Source organism: Sphingomonas sp. Xoc002 (assembly GCF_050408055.1).
Classification (GTDB): domain Bacteria; phylum Pseudomonadota; class Alphaproteobacteria; order Sphingomonadales; family Sphingomonadaceae; genus Sphingomonas; species Sphingomonas yabuuchiae.
In genome coordinates this window covers 2,286,038-2,307,115 of the sequence record NZ_CP191175.1, presented here as the reverse complement: position 1 = coordinate 2,307,115, position 21,078 = coordinate 2,286,038, and the positions used below count along the sequence as shown (strand labels likewise).

The following is a 21,078-nucleotide window of genomic DNA, read 5'->3' as shown; positions in this document are numbered from 1 at the left end:
GGTTTTTACCTCGCGATCGAGCTTTTCTCCTATGCCCTGGGGGAGTCCGCCCGTGGCTGACCAAATACCCGATAGCGCGAAGCTGCTGCCGTGCCCGAACCCGTGGTGCGATAGCTCCATGCCGCCGATGCCTTTCGTCAAGCGTGACGGCAGCGTGGCAGTCATCTGTGGATGCGATTTCCACGGGCCTGCTATGGAGTCGCGCGACGACGCCATCGCCGCCTGGAACACCCGCGCCGCCCCGCTCGCGCCGATAGCGGAAGGTGTGACCTGCGTCGCGAAGCCGCTGACTGAGGACGAGCGAAAAGCGGCTATCGATAAATGGATCGCCCCGCCCGCGATGGATCGGGAGGCGGTGGCAAAGGCTATCGGCGATGCTGACGCCGCATTCGGCTATAGCTGCGACAGGACGCGGTTGGTCGACGGCGTCGCAACATACACCCTGACCATGTCCGGGCACGGGCCTGCCGAGTTCGACAGCATTGATGATGCGCACCTCGTGATTGCCGAGCGCCGCAATGCTGCACGAGCCGACGCCATCCTCTCCACCCTCTCTGCAGACGCGATCCGCCAGGGGGAGGGGAGCCTACGCGACGAGATCCGTAGCGAGATCATCAACACCCCCGAAACCGCCGATTTTATGGCCGGGGTGCCGTTAGAGGCTGCGCATCAGCGGGAGCGCTGGGGAGTGTCGCACGATGGCGGCAAGACCCCGTTCGATTGGTTCTGGCTGATCGGATATCTCGCGCAAAAAGCTGCATCCTCTCAGGTGGCTGGCGACATGGACAAGGCGCTGCATCACACGATCAGCACGGCCGCCGCGCTCGCGAACTGGCACGCGCAGATCAGCGGGCGGACAGACATGCGCCCAGGCATAGGGCCGGATAATGGTGGCCAGAAAGATGGCAGCGCCTATTCGCTCGCCTCTGCTCTCGCCACCCCCGCCTCTCACGCCAGCGATGGGGGGAAGGCATGAGCCGCCGCATAAGATGGTTTTCTTGCGGCGCCGCCAGCGCAGTCGCAACGATGCTCGATATCCGCGAGCACGGCGCTGATGCCGGGCCAGTAGTCTACATTGAGGTCGGCGCGGAACACCCCGACAATGAGCGCTTCCTTGCCGATTGCGAGCGGTGGTTCGGCATGCCGATTACCCGCATCCGCAGCGATGAATACGAAGACCCGTTCGCGGTGTGGCTGGATCGTCGATACATGTCGGGACCGGGGGGCGCGCCTTGCACTGGGGCGCTCAAGTTTGCGCCACGCCTCGATTTCCAACTGCCTAGCGATACCCACATCTGGGGCTACACCGCGGACGAGCGGAAGCGCGCCGACCGGATGCGGGAGGTATATCCGGAACTGAAGCAGGCCACGCCGCTGATCGACCGTGAGTTGCGGAAGGCGAACGTTCTGGCGCTGGTCGAAGCGGCCGGGATTGAGCTTCCCGAAATGTACAAGCTCGGCTTCCACAACAACAATTGCATCGGCTGCGTGAAGTCCACTAGCCCGGCCTATTGGGCGTTGGTGCGCAAGCATTTTCCACGCGAGTTCTATCGCATTGCAGGCTTATCCCGCGAGCTGGGGTGTCGGCTGGTGATCGTCCGCCGCGAGAAGGATGAAAACGGCAAAACCCGCAACATTCGTGGGTTCATTGACGAGATTCCGCGCGACCAGCCGACGAATGATCCGATCGCGCCCGCCTGCGACTTCCTTTGCCATTTTGCGGAACAGGACATGGCAGCATGACCACCCGACAGACGCCGGATGCTGTGCGCGAGGAGGTGGCGTTGGAGATTGCCCGCGACCTAATGGTCAAGCATTTCGGGCCGGGCAAATCCAGCGCAGTGCCCGCCTCTTGGGTCATTGAAGCCATGCTGGCATTCGCCGCCCTCGACAGCCGCGCGGGCGATGCGGGGGAGGGGTGGAAGCTGGTTCCGGTCGAGCCGACACAGGCGATGGTCGACAATGCCTTCAACCTCGACAACACAGAACAGCAGCGCCGAGACACATGGTTTTTGATGCTTGCCGCCACCCCCGCGCCCGCTGTCGATGCGAGCGGCGGCTGGATCGTCAGTGATGCAGATGGTGTGCGGTGGCGGGCGTGGGAGAATGGATCGCCCGCGTGGACTGAGGATCGCGAACAGGCGACCCGCTATCACCGGCGCAAGGATGCCGAGGCGGTCCACCGCGACGATGATGGCGCTTGGCGAGTAGTCCCGTTTGGCACGGGGGCTGCAAGCGGATCGATACGCCACGCGATGGAGCGAGTAGCCGACTTGAGCGAACGCTGGACCGACTCGCTGGTGCCGCAAATCAACGAAATTGCACGCGGCGCTCTCGCGAATGATAAGCCCGCCACGGGCGACGATCTCCGCCAGCGGTTCCGCGACGCCTCGCGCGGCCTAGGTCGAGCAGGGACCACGGAATGGCCCGGCGGTCCTTATATGTCGATGGCCGACGCAGCGGCTGTATATGCCGACCTCATCCAGGGCGGGACTGGCAGGGGCGTAATCGCTGACGAGGCCGCTGTCGATGCGCAAAGCACGTCCACCGCAATTGCGGCGGGGGAGCGCGAGTCCTTCAGCGACGGCTATCAACTCGGGTTCATGGCTGCGAAGCATCCGTTTCACGTCCCTGATGAAAATGCTGCGTGGGCCAGCCGCGAATCCATGAAGTCAAAGGGGTACATCCGCCAATACTCCGCAACGCCCTTAGCCGCAGATCCCGCTGTCGATGCGGTCCCGGCGGGGGAGGTGGCTAAATTCCTCGCATCTGCGTTTTACGATGACCCGGTCAGCGACGAACACATGGCTTATTGCCGTGAAGTCGCAGCCGATCTCGCCGCCCTCTCGCACGGGGAGGGGCGGAAGTGAGCCATTGGGAAACGCCAGGTGCGTCCGACGAGTGGTACACGCCAGCCTTTGTGTTCGACGCGCTGGGTGAGCGGTTCGACCTCGATGTTGCGCACCCTGGCGATGCGACCTGTTGCGTCCCCGCCGCGCGCTGGCTGACCAGCGACGGTGTGGGCGGTCTAGGTCATGATTGGTCGGGCTTCGTCTGGATGAACCCGCCATTCGGTGGACGCGGAGCATTGGCGCCGTGGCTGTCACGGTTCTTCGACCATGGGCACGGCATTGCGCTGACGCCCGATCGCACGTCAGCCCCTTGGTTTTGGGATGCGTGGGGCAAAGCCGATCGGGTGCTGTTCACTCGCAAGATCCGGTTTCTCCGGCCAGACGGCACGGAAGGCGTCGCACCATCGAACGGCACATGTCTGTGGGCAGCTGGGGATCGCGCTGTGGTCGCACTGGAACGCGCCGCATCCGCTGGCCTGGGTATCTTAGGTCAGCCGCTCAGGGGTATCGCCGCATGACCGCCTCCGGTTTCGCGATGAGCGAGAGCGCCTACAGCTGGCAGATGCAGCCTGCGGTTCAGCTGCTGCGGGCCGAGGGCCGGGGGCCGTCATTCGGCGCGTGGTGCATGATCCTGCTGTGCCGCCTGTCAATCGAGCGGCACCGGTCGAGCGACGACTGGACGCCCGAACGGTCCGACGCGGTGCATAGCCGGCTGGAGCCGCGATTGGATGCCCATGGCGATCCGCCGCCGCCGTTCGCGCAGTGCTGGATCCGCGCCGAGGCCGACCACCACCAATTCTTCGCGCGCAAAGGCGAGACGCAGGCGAAGCGCGCAGATGCCACCGCATGGCTCGACGCTCTTAGGGCGCTCTGGCGGCGATATGTTCCTGAGGAGGGCGAGCGCAATGGCGTACGCTGAAAAGACCAGTGTCGCGGTCAGCAAGTCGATTGCCGAAATCGTCGCGCTGGTAAAGGCCGCCGGTGCGGACCGCGTGGCGCAATTCGAGGAGCCGGAGCGCTTTCAGATCCAATTCGCCATCGCTGACCGGCATGTCCGCTTCCAGGTCGGCTTGCCGCAGCTCGCGGAGATGCCGGTGCGGGACGGCCGGGGTGCGGCCCTGTCGGCCAAGCAGCGGACGGCCCGAATGGAACAGGCCCACCGGCAGAAGGCGCGCGCGCTGCTGCTGGTCATCAAGGCGAAGCTCGAGAGTGTCGAGAGCGGCGTCGAGACCTTCGAGCAGGCCTTCCTGCCCAATGTCGTGATGGCCGATGGTGCCACCGTCTATGAGCGGATCGCCGCCCCTATCGCCGATGAATACCGGACCGGCGCGCCGCGCGTCATGCTTCTCGGGAGGCGATAATGGGACTGGCTTTGGCCGACCTGCCCGACTGGCCTGCGGGCATGAACCGCGAAACCGCGCTGGCCTATACCGGCATCGGCGAGGCGCAGCTGCGCGAATGGGAAAAGACCGGCAAGGTCAACTTTCGGCCCCGCGGCCCGAAGGGCGCCATGCTCGCGCTTCGGTCTGATCTCGATACGGCCCTGGCCGACCTCTTCAACTCCGATCTCGCTGAGGATCTCGGCTTTGCCTAATGTACGCCTGCCTTCCTATGTCCAGATTCACCGCCGAGCCGATGGCGGGAAGGCCTATTACTGGGTCCGGCCGAAGTGGGCATCACCGCCGACCGAGCGCCACGGAAAGACCTGCCCTGTCTCGTCATCGCCGCTGGGGACCGACGTGGCGAAGGCCATCACGCACGCCGAGGCGCTGAATAAGGCTTTCAAGGAATGGCGCGAGGGTGCGCTGTCGAAGGTGGTTCCCGGCTCCGTCGCCTGGTTGTTCGGCTGGTACCGGAAGATGGAGCGGTTCACCGCCCTCCGCCACAACACCCGCGCCGGGTATCAGGTCTGCATGAACCAGATCGAGGACATCGCCATGAAGGCGGGGACCTTCGGCCAGCGGAAGGCGAGCGCGATCGACGCGACCGCCGCCGACACGCTGTACAAAAAGCTGCGCGAGAAGCACGGCGAACGCCAAGGCTCCTATGCGATGCAGGTCTGCCGCCTCGTCTGGAACCAGGCGGCGCGCCACGGGAAGGCCACGGGCGTCAAGGAGAACCCGTTCGCGGGCATGGGCATCAAGTCGAGCAGCGGAGCGGGGCGGGGCAACCGGGCCGCGACGCGCGCCGAGTACGACGCCTATCGCGCCGCCGCGCGCGAGATGGGCAAGCAGAGCATGGCGACCGCCGCCGCAATCTGTTTCGAGGCTTGCCAGCGTGTCTATGATGCCTTCGGGTTCGAGGACCCCGACGGCCGGGTCAGCCGCGGCGTTCGCTGGGGCGGATATGTCCCCGGCGAGCGGATCGGCCTTATCCAGTCGAAGACCGGCAACGTGGTCGACATTCCGCTGGTCGATATGATCGACGGCGAGCGGCTCGACCTATACCCCGAGCTGGAGGCCGAAATCCGCCGGATCGACCGCCGTGACGCCGCCGACCTGATCATCCTCGATGAGCGGACCGGCCAGGCGTACACGAAGGATTATATGAACAAGCTCCACCGGCGCATCCGCGATAAGGCGGGACTGCCGACGGACCTCAAGTTCACCAGCTTCCGCCATGGCGGCATCACGGAGATCGGCGACAGCGGTACCGACGACGTGCGCGCGGTCTCCGGTCATACGACGCTGGAGGTCACACGAATCTACAACAAGGCCAATCAGGAAAAGGCTAAGAGGATCGCTAGTAAGCGTTTAGAGCACATCATGCTCACGTCAGGCAAAGCTGACCAAAAATGATCACTTTGTCGGCTTATTTTTTGATTTCGTCTTAGCCTTTTTTGTCGCTGCGACCTTGTGGGGGCGACCAAAAAGACCGCTGACCACCATCCCTATTAAGCCGATAACCGAAACTGCCGTGCTGCCTGCAATGATCGAAAGTATCGTATCCGACAACTGAAACTTCGTAGTCTCTTTCCATCCCGCCAAAAGCAAAATAAGCCCGACAGAAATACAATAGAAAACTACAAAGAGAAAAGTGTTGGTCGAGAACTCGGCCAGCATTTCCGCCCTTACGTCATCAACAGTCTTTTTGCCTTTTAAGGCGGCAAGTTCGGCATTTGCAGATTCAAGCTGCGCGGCGAGTGTACTGGACAGGGCTTCAAGGGCTGCGAATGCTTCGTCATCCCTTTCGGCGTCAAGCGGCGCCTCGCTTATTAGCGCAGGATCACGATGCGGCTTGCTGGACACGATCTGCGAGATGGTCGTAGTGGCTATGGATCAGGTTCTGATCGATGACCGCGCTTTTACCCTTCGTCGTATACGTCGAGAACCACGGCGTGCCGCGCTGGTGCGTGAGTGCCGAAAGGCGTGCCCCAGAAAGCGAGCCGTACCGCTTCCATACGTTGCGAATAACCTCGCGCTCGCGCTCGGTAAGAGCAGCGTGATAGGGCTTCGCGTCAGGTGAGCGGAACCCGAACACCCGCGCCGCTTCACTATCTTCCTCGGTGATTAACCGAGTTAGCGGCTCCTTACCAAAAAAGCGCGTATGGTCGTAGAGCTCTCGATAGACTGGGCCATAGTCCCATGCCTCGACGGGGTCAGAGATCAGCTGCTCGCCGTTGATAGCCCAATTCCAGCCGTTCGCCAGATAGGCGAGCTTCTGCAGCTGCATCTGCGTTAAATTACCTTGGGCGCCAGGCTGCCGAAGGAATTCATTCGCAATTTCGAGAGAGCGATATGCCATCGATGCCGCTCCTTTCTAACCTACAGACCATATACGTACGCGATGCGAACATAGCAAGAATGTCATAACGCTTGTAATAATGTCTGTCATAATGGCCGCGACCGCGAGCAGGGCGCTCAAGCGAAAAATGGCGGAAAACCTACAGCGCCGGTGGCTCCCTGAGTAGGATTCGAACCTACGGCCGCTCGATTAACAGTCGAGAGCTCTACCGCTGAGCTATCAGGGAATGTTCCGGCGCTGTGGAGGGGTCCTATAAAGGGCTCGGAAAAAGCCGCAACCCCTTTTTTGACGGTTTTGCGTAAGTCTTGTCGCCAAAGCTGTGGATAAATGCGGGTCGGGCCTTCGTTGGCTTCCATTCCTCCCCTGCAAGGGGAGGTGGCAGGCCGAAGGCCTGACGGAGGGGGGTCCTGCGCTCGATAGGGGTGACTCCCCTCCACCATCCTCCGGATGGTCCCCCTCCCCTTGCAGGGGAGGAATAAGAGGTTATGCGGTGGCCTCCGTTAGGAGACGAACTGTTCCATCGTGATGCGGTCGTCGAGCGCATGTTCGGGATCGAACATCAGCGTCAGCTCGCGCGAGCGGTCCATGCAGATATCCACCTGCGCCACGTCGCGGACCTCGCGCTGGTCGGCCACGGCCGAGACCGGGCGCTTGCCGGGGTCGAGGACCTTGATCGAGATGCGGGCCTTGTCGGGCAGGATCGCGCCGCGCCAGCGCCGGGGGCGGAACGGGCTGATCGGGGTCAGCGCGATCAGCGCCGAGCCGAGCGGCAGGATGGGCCCCTGCGCCGAGAAATTATAGGCGGTCGATCCGGCCGGCGTGGCGGCCAGGATGCCGTCGCAGGCCAGTTCGGGCAGGACGATTCGTTCGTTGACCATGACCTCCAGCTTGGCGGTCTGGCGGGTTTCGCGCAGCAGCGAGACCTCGTTGATCGCGGGCAGGGTATGGACGCGGCCATCGATGCCGGTGGCGGTCATCTTCAGCGGGGTGACGCGGAACGGCTTGGCGCGGGCCAGCCGATCCTCCAGCCCATAGCCGCGCCATTCGTTCATCAGGAAACCGACCGTGCCCAGGTTCATGCCGAACACCGGCACGGCGCCGCGCCGCCGCTCCAGCATCCGATGCAACGTCTGGAGCATGAAGCCGTCACCGCCCAGCGCGATGACATAATCCGCCTCGTCGAAATCGACCCAGTCGGCGCTTTGCAGCAGGTCGGCCGCCGCGGTCTGGGCGGGCGCGGTGGGCGAGGCGACGAGCGCCCGCCGGACGGGAAGGGTCATCCGCCGGTCACGCTCATATGACGCGACACGGCCGGGGCCGATCCCGCCTCGATACGGAAATCATGCCGGGCGGGCTTGGCCGCCAGCCCCAGATCGATCGCCGTGTCCAGCGCCTCGATGCCCCCGTTCCGCAGCGCGGCCTTCAAATCCACCTGATCCTCATGACCCAGGCACATATACAGCTTGCCCTCGGTCGTCAGCCTCACGCGGTTGCAGCCATCGCAAAAATTCGCGGTGAGGGGGGAGATCAGGCCCAACCGGGTCTCGCTGCCCTCCACCTGCCAGTAGCGGGCGGGGCCGCCCGTGCGATGTCCGGCGCGGACCAGCGGGAATTCCGCCGCCAGCCGGTCGAACACGGCGGTCAGCGGCAGGAAACGGTCGACCCGGTCCTCGTCGATCGCGCCCAGCGGCATCGTCTCGATAAGGGACAGGTCCAATCGCTCCGAAACGCACCACGATAGCATCGAAGCAATCTCGTCTTCGTTCATCCCCTTGAGCGCGACCATGTTGATCTTGATCGCAAGTCCCGCGTCACGCGCGGAGAGGATGCCATGAATCACCTGACCGACATCGCCGTGCCGGGTGACATAGCGAAAGCGTTCGGGATCGCGGCTGTCCAGGCTGACATTGATGCGCTTCACGCCTGCATCGACCAGCGCGCCCGCATGTTCGGCCAGACGGGTGCCGTTGGTGGTCATGGTCAGCTCGTCCAGGCCATGGCCGACATGGCCGCCCAGCCGCTTGACCAGATCGACGACATCGCGGCGGACCAGCGGCTCGCCCCCCGACAGGCGGATACGCGTCACGCCGCGCGCGATAAACCGCTCGGCGATGATCGCGATCTCGTCCAAGCTGAGCAGCTTGGCACGCGGCAGGAAGGTCATCTGCTCGGCCATGCAATAGCGGCAGCGCAGGTCACAGCGGTCGGTGACCGAGATGCGCAAATAGCGGATCGTGCGGCCATGGCGGTCGATCAGCGACCCGTCGGCCGGGCGCCGGTCCGTCCCACCGACGGCATCCGCAGTATCGGACGAATTATTGGCACGTCCCATCGTCATGACGGTAGCCCCAAGGCGGGACGCGAACAAGATCGATTGCCGTTGGTGATCCCAGTAGCGGTGGATAGGGTGCGCCCATGACGCAGGATGAATTCGGTTTTAACGCCCACCGCAGGGGAACGGCGATCTTCGCGCTTTCGTTCCGCCATCCTGCGATGCTGGACGAAGCGATCATCCGTGGCGGCTGGGCGATCTGGTCGATGGCGCCGCGCGACGGCGAGCATCCGCCGGGCGACATGCTGGTCAGTGCCTTTCTGGCGAGCGAAGCGCGGGTCGCCCTGATCGATGCGCGGGGGGAGGGCGATGCCGGACTTCGTGCCGCGCAGGCATTGGGTGCGGTGATTGCGGCGACGGGGGCGGCCATGCTGGTTTCGGTGCCCGATTCGGACCCCGATACGCTGGAAGCGTTCCTTGCGGCGGGGGCGACGCATATCCTGGCGCCCGATGCGGGCGAACCCATGGTGCATGCTGCGCTCAAACTGGCCGAGCGCCATGCCCGCCGGACGCTGGACGTGCGTCGCCGCCGGACCCATGCGGACGGCGAGGTGGGCGAGATCCATCGCTGGGTCGCCGATATTCTCGATCGGGGCGAGCCCTGCGTCGCGATCGTCGTGTCGCTGTCGCGGCTGGACCTGATTAATGCCGCGCACGGTCGACCGGCGGGCAATATGCTGCTGCGCGGGGTCGAGGCGCGGATGCAGGCGGTCGCGGCAGAGGCGTTCGGCGACCGGGCGATCGTCGCACGGTCGGGCGGTGCGGAGTTCGTCATGGCGGGCGTTGCCGATGGCCGACAGGCGCGGACCATTGCCGAAACGCTGGAGACGCTGCTCGCCCAGCCCGTACAGGCGGGCGCGGTGCCGATCCGTCTGGGCGTCCGGCTCGGTCTGTCCGAGGCGCGCGCCCATGAGGATCCCGCCAGCCTGCTCGCCCGTGCGGGGGAGGCGCTGGCCCAGGCGCAGGCGAGCGACGGCGCGATGCTGCGCTTCGCCCATCCCGGCGATGTGGCGCCGCTGGACGTGCTGGCGGCGGACCTCCACCACGCCATCGAGCGCGGCGAGATCGATATCGTCTTCCAGCCGCAGGTCGCCATCCGCACCGGGCGGATCACGGGGGTCGAGGCGCTGGCGCGCTGGCGGCATCCGACCTTGGGGCCGCTGGGCGCCGACCCGCTCTTCGCCGCGGCCGAGCGCGCCGATCTGGGCCTGGCGCTGTCCGACCATATCCAGCAGGTCGCCCTGCAACGCGCGGCGCGCTGGCCCGCGCGACTGTCGCATCTGCGCCTGTCGATCAACGTGACCGCCGCCGATGTCGGGCGGGCCGGTTTCGCCCGCATTTTCCTCGACCGCGTGGCGGCCAGCGGCTTTCCGATCGAGCGGCTGACCGTCGAGATCACCGAGACCGGCCTGATCCGCGAACTGGACCGTGCCGCGCAGGTGCTCGACACGCTGCGGGCGGAAGGCGTGCGGGTAGCGATCGACGATTTCGGCACCGGCTATTCCAGCCTGGCCTATCTCACCAGCCTGCCCATCGATTATCTGAAGATCGACCGTGCACTGGTGACCGAGGTCGATGGAACGCGGCGCGACCGGGTGGTCGTGCGCGGGATCATCCGCATCGCGGCGCAACTCGGCATGAGGATCATCGCCGAGGGGGTGGAGACCGAAGGGCAGGCCCAGTTGCTCGGGCGACTGGGCTGCGACACCTATCAGGGTTTCCTGTGCGCCGCGCCGTTGGACGAAAAGACGTTGCAGGCGATGGTCGAGGGAGAAATGGAATGCGCGGCCTGACGATCGCGGCGGCCTTTGCGCTGTCGCCCATGGCGGTTCATGCCGCCGCTCCAGTCACCGATCCGGCCGAAGCCGCGATGCGGTCGGTGATGCTGGAGAGTGCGCAAGGATGGAATGGCGGCGATCTCGACCGCTTCATGGCCATCTATGCGCCCGATGCGGTGTTTGTCGGCAGCAAGGGGTTGATCCGGGGAAAGCCTGCCATTGCCGACAGTTATCGCAAGAGCTTCGCTGGTGGTGCGAATAACCGCGGCCAGCTTCGCTTCGACTTTCTCCATCTGAAGCGGATCGGCGACCGCCGTATCCTCATCGCCCGCTGGAACCTGTCGGGCGGGGCGAAGGCCGAGAGCGGGATGACCTCCCTGGTCTTCGAACGCCGCGCCGATGGCTGGAAGATCATCTCCGATCATAGCAGCTGATCCCCATTCCTCCCCAAGCTATGCTTGGGGAGGGGGACCGCCCGGCCCAGCCGGGTGGTGGAGGGGCCGGTGCCCCTGTCAGAAAGCCAGTCCGGGCCTCGCCCCTCCACCACCGCTTCGCGGCGGTCCCCCTCCCCACGCATAGCTTGGGGAGGACTGGGGCGATCACCCCGCCGCCTTTGCCAATCCCTTCGACAATTGCAGCGCGCCATGCAGCCGCGCCTTGGCGTCAGGCCAGGCGCGGTTGAGGACCAGCTTGCCGTCCGGGCGCAGCTTGGCCAGTTCGCCCAGCCGCTCGACATAGGCGAACAGCCCGTCGACATTGGGCGGGCGGTTGTCGTGGAACGCGACCAGCACGCCGCGCGGGCCGACATCCATCTTGGCGATGCAGGCCTTCTTGGCGTTCAGCTTGATCTTGATGACCTGGATCAGATTGTCGGTCGCCTCGGGCAGCGGGCCGAAGCGGTCGATCATCTCGGCGGCGAATTCCTCCACCTCCTGATGCTTTTCCAAGTCGTTCAGGCGACGATAAAGCCCCATCCGCAGGTCGAGATCGGGGACGTAATCGTCCGGGATCAGGATCGGCGCGTCGACGGTGATCTGGGGCGAGAAGTCGCGCTTCTTTTCGAACGCGCCGCCCGCCTTGGCCTCCAGGATCGCCTCTTCCAGCATCGACTGGTAAAGTTCGTAGCCGACCTCCTTGATATGCCCCGACTGTTCGTCGCCGAGCAGATTGCCCGCGCCGCGAATATCCAGGTCATGGCTGGCCAGCTGGAAGCCCGCGCCCAGTGAATCGAGGTCGGACAGCACCTTCAGCCGCTTCTCCGCCGCCTCGGTCATCATCCGCTCCGGCGGCGTGACCATATAGGCATAGGCGCGCGTCTTCGACCGGCCGACGCGGCCGCGCAACTGATAGAGCTGGGCCAGGCCGAAGCGGTCGGCGCGGTTGACGATCATCGTGTTGGCGGACGGAATGTCGATGCCGCTCTCGATAATCGTGGTCGAGACCAGCACCTCGAACTTGCGGTCATAGAAGGCGGACATGCGCTCCTCGACCTCGGTCGCCGACATCTGGCCGTGGGCGACGACATAGCGGACCTCCGGCACCTCCTTGCGCAGATATTCCTCGATATCCGGCAGGTCGGCGACGCGTGGGGTGACGAGGAAGCTCTGTCCGCCGCGATAATGTTCGCGCAGCAAGGCCTCGCGCAGCACGACTGGATCCCAGGGCATGACATAGGTGCGCACCGCGAGGCGATCGACCGGCGGCGTCTGAATGACCGACAGCTCACGCAGGCCCGACATCGCCATTTGCAGCGTGCGCGGGATCGGCGTCGCCGTCAGCGTCAGCATATGGACGTCGGCCTTCAGCGCCTTCAGCCGTTCCTTGTGAGTGACGCCGAACCGCTGTTCCTCATCGACGATGACGAGGCCCAGCCGCTTGAACTCGACATTCTTGGCGAGCAGCGCATGGGTGCCGACGACGATGTCGATATCGCCGCTCGCCGCGCCGTCCTTGGTCCGCTTGGCTTCGGTCGCGGTAACGAGGCGGGAAAGGCGGCCGATCTTGATCGGAAAGCCTTCGAAACGGGCGACGAAATTGTTGTAATGCTGGCGCGCGAGCAGCGTGGTGGGGCAGACCACGGCCACCTGCATTCCCGCCATCGCCGCGACAAAGGCGGCGCGTAGCGCCACCTCGGTCTTGCCGAAGCCGACATCGCCGACGATCAGCCGGTCCATCGGCTTGCCCGCCGTCAGGTCGCCCAGCACATCGTCGATCGCCCGGTCCTGATCGTCGGTTTCCTCATAGGGGAAACGGTCGACGAACGCCGGATAGCCCGCGCTGTCGGGCTCGGCCACCTCGCCGGGGCGAAGCGCGCGTTCGGCGGCCACCGCGATCAACTCACCCGCGATCTCGCGGATGCGCTCCTTCATCCTGGCCTTGCGCCGCTGCCACGCTTCGCCGCCCAGACGGTCGAGCGTCGCCCCGTCCTCGCCCGAGCCGTAGCGGGTCAGGACTTCGAGATTCTCGACCGGCACATACAGCTTGTCGCCGCCCGCATAGGAGAGCGCCACGCAGTCATGCGGGCTCTTGCCCACGGGGATCGAGGTCAGCCCCTCATAACGGCCGATACCGTGGTCGGAGTGTACCACCAGATCGCCGGGCGAGAGCGTCGCCAGTTCGGCCAGGAAGGCGTCCGCCGACTTGCGCCGCTTCTGCCGCCGGATCAGCCGGTCGCCCAGCATGTCCTGCTCGGTGAGCACCGCGATGCCCGGTGCGGTGAAGCCATGGTCGAGCGGCAGGACGACCAAAGCGACGCCGAAGCTCTTGGAGGTATCGGCGATGCCCAGCGCTTCCTGCCAGGTCTCGGCCGCCTTGGCCCCCTTCAGCCCGTGATCCTTCAGCAGGCTGCCGAGCCGCTCGCGCGCGCCGACCGAATAGCTGGCGAGGACAGGCTTGCGGCCTTCCTTGCGCAGTGCCTCGACATGGTCGACCACCGCCTCGTAGATATTGGCGTGCGCCGCGCGTTCGGGCGCGAAATCGCGGGCGCTGTCGACCTCGAAGTCGAGGACGGTGGCGCTTTCCGGCTCGTGGAAGGGCGAGACGAGATGCGCGGTCGCGGCCTCCAGCCCTTCGCCCCATTCCTTGTCCGTCAGGTACAGCGCCTTGGCGGGCAGGGGGCGGAAGCTGCCCGGCTGCGCGGCCTCGGCGCGTTTGCGGTTCTCATAATAGTCCGCCACCGCCTCGAACCGCGCGGTCGCCGCCGCGGTCACGCCGCTGTCGCGCACCACCACCGCAGCCTCGCCGAGATGGTCGAACAGCGTCGACAGCTTCTCCTCGAACAGCGGCAGCCAATGCTCCATGCCCGCCATGCGCCGCCCCTCGGACACCGCCTGATATAGCGGATCGCCGGTCGCGGTCGCGCCGAAGGTTTCGCGGTAGCGGGTACGGAAGCGCTTGATCGATTCCTCGTCGAGCAGCGCCTCGGAGGCGGGGAGCAGCGTGAAGCCCTCGACCCGGCCCGTCGTCCGCTGGTCGGCGGGGTCGAAGGTGCGGACACTCTCGATCTCGTCGCCGAAGAAGTCGAGACGCAACGCCTGCTCCTCGCCGCTGGGGAACAGGTCGACCAGGCCGCCGCGCACCGCGAACTCGCCCTGGTCGTGCACCGTCTCGGTGCGGACATAGCCGTTCGCCTGGAGCAGCGCGGACAGCTTCTCCAGTCCGATCCGCTCGCCCGGCGCGAGGCGGGCGACCAACTGGCGGATGCGGAAAGGGGTCAGCACGCGCTGGGTCGCGGCATTGGCGGTAGTCAGGACCAGCTGTGGCGTCTTGGGCTTGGCCTGGAGCCGGTGGAGCCCCGCGATCCGTTCCGCCATGACGCGCAAGGTGGGCGAGGCTCGGTCATAGGGCAGGCAGTCCCAGGCGGGGATCTGCAGGATTTCCAGCTCCGGCGCGAAATAGGTCGCGGTCGAGGCCAGTTCGCGCATCTGCGCTTCGTCGGCGCAGATGAACACCGCGCGGGTGGTCGCGGCCCGCGCCAGATCGGCGAGCAGCACCGGCAGGAACCCCGCCGGAACGCCCGACAGGGTCAGCGGGCTCTTGGCGGTCAGGATCGTCTTGATATCGGGCATGGGGTTCCGAAGCTGGGGGTGTTGGGGCTTGATGTCGTCAGCTCGATCCACCCCTCCCCTTCAGGGGAGGGGCCGGGGGTGGGGGGCTTCCACAAACGCCACGCCTGTGGCGAAGCCCCACCCCAACCCCTCCCCTGAAGGGGAGGGGCTAGGCCTGAATCAAAGCTTTGTAATCCTGCATCAAGGGTCTGAACGTCCGCAGGCCTATAAGTTACCGGGCGATCGGCACGAAATTCAGCGCGCGCATCCGCTGCATCACCGGGCCGTCCCATTGCGGCGGACAGGGCTGCGTCCCGATCGCCCAGGCCATGATATCGACATCCTGCTCCTCCAGCAGCGCCTCGAACCAGTCGAGTTCCTCAAGGCTCAAAGTCTCGTGATGCGCGTCGAAAAAGCCGCCGATCATCAGGTCAGCTTCCTTGGTGCCGCGATGCCATGCGCGGAAGCGGAGGCGCTTGATACGGGTTTCGTGGTCCATGGGGTTCCGATCCGACGAGATTAACGCCCGCATGCTCTGGCGGCGTGCGGGGGCTTGAGGCTATACGCACCCATCTAGTCATGCGTCCCGATATCCTCAATCCGCTGTTCGCCGAGGTCACTTCGCTGAAAGGCGTCGGGCCCGGTCTTGCCAAGCCTTTGGAGCGCCTGCGCATCGCGCGCGTGGTCGATGTCGCCTTTCATCTGCCGACCGGCCATATCGACCGTTTCCCACGCGACGAACTGATGGTGTCGGATGCGGGGAGGGTCATCGCCATCCCTCTGACCGTGAAAGAGCATCGCGTCTCGTCCTCGCCGCGCGGCCCGACGCGGGTGCGGGCCGAGGATGCGGCGGGCAACAGCGTCGCGCTGGTCTATTTCGGCGGCAATTCGGGCTGGGTGAAGAAGCTGCTGCCGATCGGCGAGACGAAGGTCGTGTCGGGGCGCCTGGACCTCTATGGCCAGGATCTGCAGATCGTCCATCCCGATCTGGGCGACAGCGCCGAAGGCTTCCGCGAGCGCGAGGCCATCTACCCGCTGTCGGAAGGGATCACCTCGCGGCGGCTGGGCGCGCTGGCGGCGCAGGCGGTGGAACGGTCGCCCGAACTGCCCGAATGGATCGAGTCAGGACTGAAGGCGCAGCGCGGCTGGCCCGACTGGAAGGACGCGCTGGCCCGTATCCATGCCGATCCGGCGGATGCGAAGGCGCGCGAGCGGCTGGGCTATGACGAAGTGTTCGCCAACCAGCTGGCGATGACGCTGGTCCGCGCCGATACCCGCAAGCGGCGGGGGCGGGCGTTGAACGGCGACGGGCGCTTGAGGGACATGCTCAAGCTGCCCTACACGCTGACCGGCGCGCAGAGCCGGACGGTGCGCGAGATCGAGGGCGATCTGGCGCAGGACGCGCCGATGCTCCGTCTACTCCAGGGCGACGTGGGGGCGGGCAAGACGTTGGTGGCGGCGATGGCGATGCTGATCGCGGTCGAGGCGGGCGCGCAGGCGGCGATGCTGGCCCCGACCGAAATCCTGGCGCGCCAACATTATGAGACGCTGCGCAAGACGCTCGCGGGGCTGCCACTCGAGATCGCGGTGCTCACCGGCCGCGACAAGGGCAAGGCGCGGGAGGCCACGCTGATGGCGCTGGCGGCGGGCGAGATCGACATTCTTGTCGGCACCCATGCGATCTTCCAGGAGACCGTGACCTATCGCGACCTGGCGTTGGTCGTGGTCGACGAACAGCATCGCTTCGGCGTGGCCCAGCGGATGATGCTGTCCGCCAAGGGCAAGGCCCCGCCGCACCTGCTGGCGATGACTGCGACGCCGATCCCGCGCACCCTGACGCTGGCCAATTACGGCGAGATGGATGTCAGCCGGTTGGACGAGATGCCGCCGGGCCGCCAGCCGATCGAGACGCGGGTGGTGTCGGAGGACCGGCTGGACGAAGTGGTCAACGCGCTCGGACGGCATCTGTCGGATGGGGGGCAGGCTTACTGGGTCTGTCCGCTGGTCGAGGAGAGCGAAAAGTCCGACCTTGCCGCTGCCGAGATGCGCGCCGAGACCCTGCGCGCGCGGTTCGGCGAACGGGTCGGCCTCGTCCATGGCAAGATGAAGCCTGCCGAGAAGGACGCGGTGATGGAGGCGTTCGCGGGCGGACGGCTGGGCGTGCTGGTTGCGACGACGGTGATCGAGGTGGGGGTCGATGTGCCCAATGCCACGCTGATCGTGATCGAACATGCCGACCGCTTCGGCCTGGCGCAGCTGCACCAGTTGCGCGGCCGCGTCGGGCGGGGCGGGGGGCTGTCACGCTGCCTGTTGCTGCGGGGCTCGCATCTGTCGGAAACGTCGCGGGCGCGGCTTGCCCTGATGCGCGAGACGAATGACGGCTTCCGCATCGCCGAAGAGGATCTGCGGTTGCGCGGGGCTGGCGAACTGCTCGGCACGCGGCAATCGGGGGAGATGGCGTTCCGGCTCGCCACGCCCGAAAACATGGCCGACCTGATGCAGTGCGCGCAGGATGACGCGCGGCTGCTGATCGATCGTGACGGCGGGCTGGAAGCACCGCGCGGGCAGGCGGCGCGGACGGCGCTCTATCTGTTCGAGCGGGATGCAGGCGTCGCGCTCTTGCGTTCGGGCTGAACGAAGCGGCGTTCGTGGCGTTGGGCGCGGATGGCTGCTGTCTTTCCGCTCATCCTCGTCCTGATCGCCGGTCTTGGTCTGGCGATCCAGCCGCCGACCAATGCGGCACTCGCCAAGGCGTCGGGATCGGTGGTCTTGGCGGCGCTGACCTCGTTCCTGATCGGGACGATCGTCCTGGCGGTCGCCTGGGCGGCGATGGACCGGACGAGCCCGACGGCGCTGAAGGGCGCGCCGGGCTGGGCGTGGTTGGGCGGCTTTTACGGAGCCGGGTTCGTGGCCGTGCTGGCCTATGCGGCGCCGCGGCTGGGCATTTCGGTGGCGCTGACGGCGGCGATCGCCAGCCAGTTGGTGGCGGCGCTGATCGTCGACCATTTCGGGCTGTTCGGGGTGCGGGTCGAGCCGGTGACGTTGGGGAAGGTCGTGGGGGTGGCGCTGGTCATTGCGGGCGCGTTGGTGGTGAAGCGGGGGTGAGGCGCGGCTCGTACCCCGGCGAAGGCCGGGGTCCAGTTGCCTTGCGGCTGATTGGTCGGCGAAGATGCCCCCCACGCACCGCTATCCCGCTTCGTCGACTTGGGAGAAACTGGGCCCCGGCCTTCGCCGGGGAACAGCCCTTATAAAGAGGAAGTAGCCCTCAACCGCCGTTCAGCCTGAGCAAAGGCGAAGGCCACAGGAATTACCCCGCCGTCAGCAATCCGTGATTCTTCTTGCCCGACGAAACCTTCACCGGCTCGCCGCCAACGGCGATGACGGCATTCTCGTCCGCCACCTTCTCGCCATCGACACGCGCGCCGCCCCCCGCGATCAGGCGCCGTGCCTCGCCCTTGGACTTGGCAAAGCCCAGCCCGATCAGCGCGTCGATGATGGAAACCGACCCGCCCTCGACCGCGAAGCTTGGCAACGCCGCACCCGCCGCACCTTCCTCGAAGGTCCGCCGCGCCGTCTCCGCTGCTTCGTCCGCCGCCGCGCGACCACGGCACATGGCGGTGGCTTCGTTGGCGAGGATCTTCTTGGCCTCGTTGATTTCCGCGCCTTCCAGTGCCTCCAGCCGCACGATTTCGTCGAGGGGCAGGTCGGTGAACAGGCGCAGGAAGCGGCCGACGTCACGGTCGTCGGTGTTGCGCCAGAACTGCCAGTAATCGAAATGCGGCAGCTGGTCCTCGTGCAGCCAGACCGCACCGGACATGGTCTTGCCCATCTTGCCGCCGTCCGCCGTGGTGATCAGGGGAGTGGTTACGCCGAACACTTCCGTCCCGTCCATGCGGCGGGCCAGCTCGATGCCGTTGACGATATTGCCCCACTGGTCCGACCCGCCCATCTGCAACCGGCAGCCATGACGCTGCGCCAGTTCGCGGAAGTCATAGGCTTGGAGGATCATGTAGTTGAATTCGAGGAAGCTGAGCGACTGTTCGCGGTCGAGGCGCAGCTTCACCGAGTCGAAGGACAGCATCCGGTTGACCGAGAAATGCTGACCCACTTCGCGTAGGAAGGGGATATATTCCAGCTTGTCGAGCCAGTCGGCATTGTCGACCATCACCGCGTCGGTCGGGCCGTCACCGAAGGTCAGGAAGCGTTCGAAGATGCGCTTGATCGAGGCCACATTGGCCTTGATCCCGTCCTCGCCGAGCAGCTTGCGCGCCTCGTCCTTGAAGCTGGGGTCGCCGATCTTGCCGGTGCCGCCACCCATCAGGACGATCGGCTTGTGGCCCGTCTGCTGCATCCGGCGAAGGAGCATGATCTGCACCAGGCTGCCGACATGCAGCGACGGCGCGGTCGGGTCGAAGCCGATATATCCCGGCACCACGCCGCCTGCGGCCAGACGGTCCAGTGCGGCGCCGTCGGTCATCTGGTGGACGTAACCCCGTTCATCCAGGGTGCGAAGCAGATCGGAAGTGTATGCCATGATGACTGGCCGTTACACCGCCGATCCGCTTTCGTCACCCCAAAGGCATCAGGGGATCAGCGACAGACGGTCCGTCCGTTACGCTCGACATAGTTGCAGGGGCGATAACCCGAGCCCCGGCCGGTATAGTTGGTATAGTCGCCCTGCGAGCGCGGATCGACATAGCCGGGGGTGCGGCGCGCCCGGTCATATTCGCGCGCGACGCGGGCTTCGCGGCGCGCGCGCCAGTCGTTGCTACGCCAGCCCCGATCGTCACGCCAGCCGCGCCGTTCGCCCCGCCAATCGCGGCGATCCTCGCGCCAGTCGCGACGATCGCGCCGATCCCGATCATAGCGGGGCCCATCATCACCGCGCCAGGATTGCGCCTCGGCACTCGCCACCGGCAGGACCGTCGTGGCCGCGACGCCCGTCACGGACAGGCCGATCGCCGCGAGAACATGGAACATCTTCTTCATACGCCAACTCCCAGGGGCAACGGCCCCGTGTTCGTTTTCAACCTATGACAGGTCGTGGCGTTCCGAATCCTGAACCACCCGTTAGACAGCGTTCATGAAGCAGCCATGGGTCATGGCCTGGGCAACTGGCTGAGCGGGTCGACGGGGGTGCGGCCCCGGCGCAGCTCGAAATGCAGCTCGGGGCGGTCGGCAAAGCCGGTCTGGCCGGACAGCGCCAGCGTCTGGCCGCGCTTCACGCTCTGGCCGCGCTGGACCATCAGTTTGGAGGCATGGCCATAGACGCTGGTCCAGCCATCGCCGTGCTTGACGATCACCAGCCCGCCCAGCGCGGCGATCCCGTCACCGACATAGGCGACCACGCCGTCCGCCGTCGCCTTGATCGGCGTGCCGACCGGCGCGGCGATCTTGATGCCGTCGTTGCGCTCGCCGCTGGAGCCCGCGCCGAACCGCTTCACGACGCGGCCGTCGACCGGCCAGGCAAAGCCCGAGCGCAGCCGCGCGGGGGCCGCGACCACGGCGGTCGGCGGCAGGACGCGGCGCGGCGTCGCGCTGGGCTTGGCCGGTTCCTGGTTGCTGGCGAGCGCGGGCTCGCCGCCGGTCAGGATGTCGTCCACGTCGAGCTTGAAGGCGGCGGCGCGCTCGGCGGCGCTGCTGAGCGGGGTGGCGCCGGGAGCCGTGCCGGGGATCAGGATCCGCTGTCCGGCGCGCAGGACATAGGGTTCGCTGAGCGCATTGGCATCGACGATCCGCGACCATGAAACGCCATAAGCCCGCGCGATGGCGATGCCGCTCTCGCCCGGGCGGACCAGGTGATAGCGGCCGCCGGGAATGGTCAGGCGCTGGCCCGCACGGATCATGAAGGGCGGGGTCAGCCCGTTGGCGCGCGCGATGACTTCCGAACCGGCCCCTGCGCGATCCGCCACGGCACGCAGCGTGTCGCCGGGCTTCACGACATAGACGCTCTCCGCGATTTCGCGCGCGTCGGGCGCGACGGGGCGCACTTCCCAGGAGGGGCGCGGGGCGGGCAGCGAGGATACGGGCGCGGTCGGTATCGAAACGGGTGCCGGTCGCTGGACCATGGGGGTCGCAACCGGCGGGCGCGGCGTGGTGACGGGGACCGAGCGACGGATGGCCGGGCGCGTCGAACCGGGCCGGGAGGCAGGGGTGACGGGGACGGGTCGCGTTACGGGGCTGGCCTGTGGCGGCGCGGTGACGACCGGAGCAGGAGGTGCGACCGGCTCGGCGGCGCGCATGGGAGGCTCCATATTGGGAATGCAGCCCGATACGAGCAGCCCCAGCCCCAAGATCCGCCCGATGGCAACCGATTTCCGATCCAA

21 protein-coding genes and 1 tRNA gene are annotated in these 21,078 nt (G+C 66.1%); 12 read left to right on the top strand and 10 right to left on the bottom strand.

What is annotated here, in order from left to right:
* Nucleotides 1-127: 127 nt before the first annotated feature.
* The 8 genes from ACQR50_RS10315 (at nucleotide 128) to ACQR50_RS10280 (ending at nucleotide 5,650) form a co-directional block, all read left to right on the top strand.
* On the top strand, nucleotides 128-976 hold the full coding sequence (locus tag ACQR50_RS10315) for a hypothetical protein (RefSeq protein ID WP_428968241.1): 849 nt from the start codon (nucleotides 128-130) through the stop codon (nucleotides 974-976).
* On the top strand, nucleotides 973-1,743 hold the full coding sequence (locus ACQR50_RS10310) for a hypothetical protein (protein WP_428968240.1): 771 nt from the start codon (nucleotides 973-975) through the stop codon (nucleotides 1,741-1,743). The genes ACQR50_RS10315 and ACQR50_RS10310 overlap by 4 nt, the downstream gene beginning before the upstream one ends.
* Entirely contained in the window at nucleotides 1,740-2,870 is a 1,131-nt protein-coding gene (locus ACQR50_RS10305) for a hypothetical protein (protein ID WP_428968239.1), read from the top strand. The genes ACQR50_RS10310 and ACQR50_RS10305 overlap by 4 nt, the downstream gene beginning before the upstream one ends.
* A complete protein-coding gene (locus ACQR50_RS10300; protein ID WP_428968238.1) occupies nucleotides 2,867-3,370 on the top strand; it encodes a DNA N-6-adenine-methyltransferase in 504 nt (167 codons plus the stop codon). Before ACQR50_RS10305 ends, ACQR50_RS10300 begins: the two co-directional genes overlap by 4 nt.
* Complete coding sequence (locus ACQR50_RS10295) at nucleotides 3,367-3,771, top strand: hypothetical protein (RefSeq protein WP_428968237.1); 405 nt, start codon at nucleotides 3,367-3,369, stop codon at nucleotides 3,769-3,771. The genes ACQR50_RS10300 and ACQR50_RS10295 overlap by 4 nt, the downstream gene beginning before the upstream one ends.
* On the top strand, nucleotides 3,758-4,213 hold the full coding sequence (locus tag ACQR50_RS10290; RefSeq protein WP_428968236.1) for a hypothetical protein: 456 nt from the start codon (nucleotides 3,758-3,760) through the stop codon (nucleotides 4,211-4,213). Before ACQR50_RS10295 ends, ACQR50_RS10290 begins: the two co-directional genes overlap by 14 nt.
* Nucleotides 4,214-4,224: 11 nt before the next feature.
* Nucleotides 4,225-4,446, top strand: coding sequence for a hypothetical protein (locus ACQR50_RS10285; RefSeq protein WP_428968235.1), 222 nt, complete (start codon nucleotides 4,225-4,227; stop codon nucleotides 4,444-4,446).
* Between the two features lie 145 nt (nucleotides 4,447-4,591).
* Complete coding sequence (locus ACQR50_RS10280) at nucleotides 4,592-5,650, top strand: hypothetical protein (RefSeq protein ID WP_428968234.1); 1,059 nt, start codon at nucleotides 4,592-4,594, stop codon at nucleotides 5,648-5,650.
* On the opposite strand, the gene ACQR50_RS10275 is transcribed toward ACQR50_RS10280, so the two are convergent.
* The 5 genes from ACQR50_RS10275 to moaA all read right to left on the bottom strand — a co-directional run bounded on the left by ACQR50_RS10275 (nucleotide 5,651) and on the right by moaA (nucleotide 8,928).
* Nucleotides 5,651-6,100: a hypothetical protein gene (locus ACQR50_RS10275; RefSeq protein ID WP_428968233.1), complete on the bottom strand. Its 450-nt coding sequence runs from the start codon at nucleotides 6,098-6,100 to the stop codon at nucleotides 5,651-5,653. It lies immediately after the preceding gene.
* Nucleotides 6,078-6,596 carry a Panacea domain-containing protein gene (locus tag ACQR50_RS10270; protein ID WP_428968232.1) on the bottom strand — a complete coding sequence of 173 codons (519 nt, stop codon included), beginning with the start codon at nucleotides 6,594-6,596 and terminating at the stop codon, nucleotides 6,078-6,080. The genes ACQR50_RS10275 and ACQR50_RS10270 overlap by 23 nt, the downstream gene beginning before the upstream one ends.
* A gap of 151 nt (nucleotides 6,597-6,747) precedes the next feature.
* Nucleotides 6,748-6,822: transfer RNA gene (locus ACQR50_RS10265), tRNA-Asn, on the bottom strand.
* 274 nt (nucleotides 6,823-7,096) lie between these two features.
* On the bottom strand, nucleotides 7,097-7,876 hold the full coding sequence (locus ACQR50_RS10260; RefSeq protein WP_058746045.1) for an NAD kinase: 780 nt from the start codon (nucleotides 7,874-7,876) through the stop codon (nucleotides 7,097-7,099).
* Complete coding sequence (gene moaA / locus ACQR50_RS10255) at nucleotides 7,873-8,928, bottom strand: GTP 3',8-cyclase MoaA (protein ID WP_428970684.1); 1,056 nt, start codon at nucleotides 8,926-8,928, stop codon at nucleotides 7,873-7,875. The genes ACQR50_RS10260 and moaA overlap by 4 nt, the downstream gene beginning before the upstream one ends.
* 83 nt (nucleotides 8,929-9,011) lie before the next feature.
* On the opposite strand from moaA, the gene ACQR50_RS10250 reads away from it, so the two are divergent.
* Together ACQR50_RS10250 and ACQR50_RS10245 are read left to right on the top strand one after the other, a co-directional pair.
* The gene (locus ACQR50_RS10250) at nucleotides 9,012-10,721 is read left to right on the top strand and encodes a putative bifunctional diguanylate cyclase/phosphodiesterase (protein ID WP_428968231.1); all 1,710 of its coding nucleotides are present in this window, start codon (nucleotides 9,012-9,014) and stop codon (nucleotides 10,719-10,721) included.
* Nucleotides 10,709-11,140, top strand: a complete 432-nt coding sequence (locus ACQR50_RS10245) for a YybH family protein (protein WP_428968230.1) — start codon at nucleotides 10,709-10,711, stop codon at nucleotides 11,138-11,140. The genes ACQR50_RS10250 and ACQR50_RS10245 overlap by 13 nt, the downstream gene beginning before the upstream one ends.
* Nucleotides 11,141-11,305: 165 nt before the next feature.
* Here the strand turns inward: ACQR50_RS10245 and mfd are convergent, their stop codons facing one another.
* Together mfd and ACQR50_RS10235 are read right to left on the bottom strand one after the other, a co-directional pair.
* The gene (gene mfd / locus ACQR50_RS10240; RefSeq protein WP_428968229.1) at nucleotides 11,306-14,773 is read right to left on the bottom strand and encodes a transcription-repair coupling factor; all 3,468 of its coding nucleotides are present in this window, start codon (nucleotides 14,771-14,773) and stop codon (nucleotides 11,306-11,308) included.
* Nucleotides 14,774-14,984: 211 nt separating this feature from the next.
* Entirely contained in the window at nucleotides 14,985-15,251 is a 267-nt protein-coding gene (locus ACQR50_RS10235; RefSeq protein WP_007404480.1) for a succinate dehydrogenase assembly factor 2, read from the bottom strand.
* An 80-nt stretch (nucleotides 15,252-15,331) separates the two neighbouring features.
* On the opposite strand from ACQR50_RS10235, the gene recG reads away from it, so the two are divergent.
* Nucleotides 15,332-17,386 (top strand): ATP-dependent DNA helicase RecG, encoded by a 2,055-nt coding sequence (gene recG / locus ACQR50_RS10230; RefSeq protein WP_428968228.1) that lies wholly within the window; start codon nucleotides 15,332-15,334, stop codon nucleotides 17,384-17,386.
* Nucleotides 17,387-17,416: 30 nt separating this feature from the next.
* A complete protein-coding gene (locus ACQR50_RS10225) occupies nucleotides 17,417-17,857 on the top strand; it encodes a DMT family transporter (protein WP_428968227.1) in 441 nt (146 codons plus the stop codon).
* A gap of 202 nt (nucleotides 17,858-18,059) precedes the next feature.
* On the opposite strand, the gene tyrS is transcribed toward ACQR50_RS10225, so the two are convergent.
* From tyrS to ACQR50_RS10210, 3 genes are all read right to left on the bottom strand, one after another.
* Nucleotides 18,060-19,286 carry a tyrosine--tRNA ligase gene (gene tyrS, locus ACQR50_RS10220; protein ID WP_428968226.1) on the bottom strand — a complete coding sequence of 409 codons (1,227 nt, stop codon included), beginning with the start codon at nucleotides 19,284-19,286 and terminating at the stop codon, nucleotides 18,060-18,062.
* 56 nt (nucleotides 19,287-19,342) lie between these two features.
* Nucleotides 19,343-19,741, bottom strand: coding sequence for a hypothetical protein (locus tag ACQR50_RS10215; protein WP_076716597.1), 399 nt, complete (start codon nucleotides 19,739-19,741; stop codon nucleotides 19,343-19,345).
* A gap of 110 nt (nucleotides 19,742-19,851) precedes the next feature.
* On the bottom strand, nucleotides 19,852-20,994 hold the full coding sequence (locus ACQR50_RS10210) for a peptidoglycan DD-metalloendopeptidase family protein (RefSeq protein WP_428968225.1): 1,143 nt from the start codon (nucleotides 20,992-20,994) through the stop codon (nucleotides 19,852-19,854).
* Between the last annotated feature and the right edge of the window lie 84 nt (nucleotides 20,995-21,078).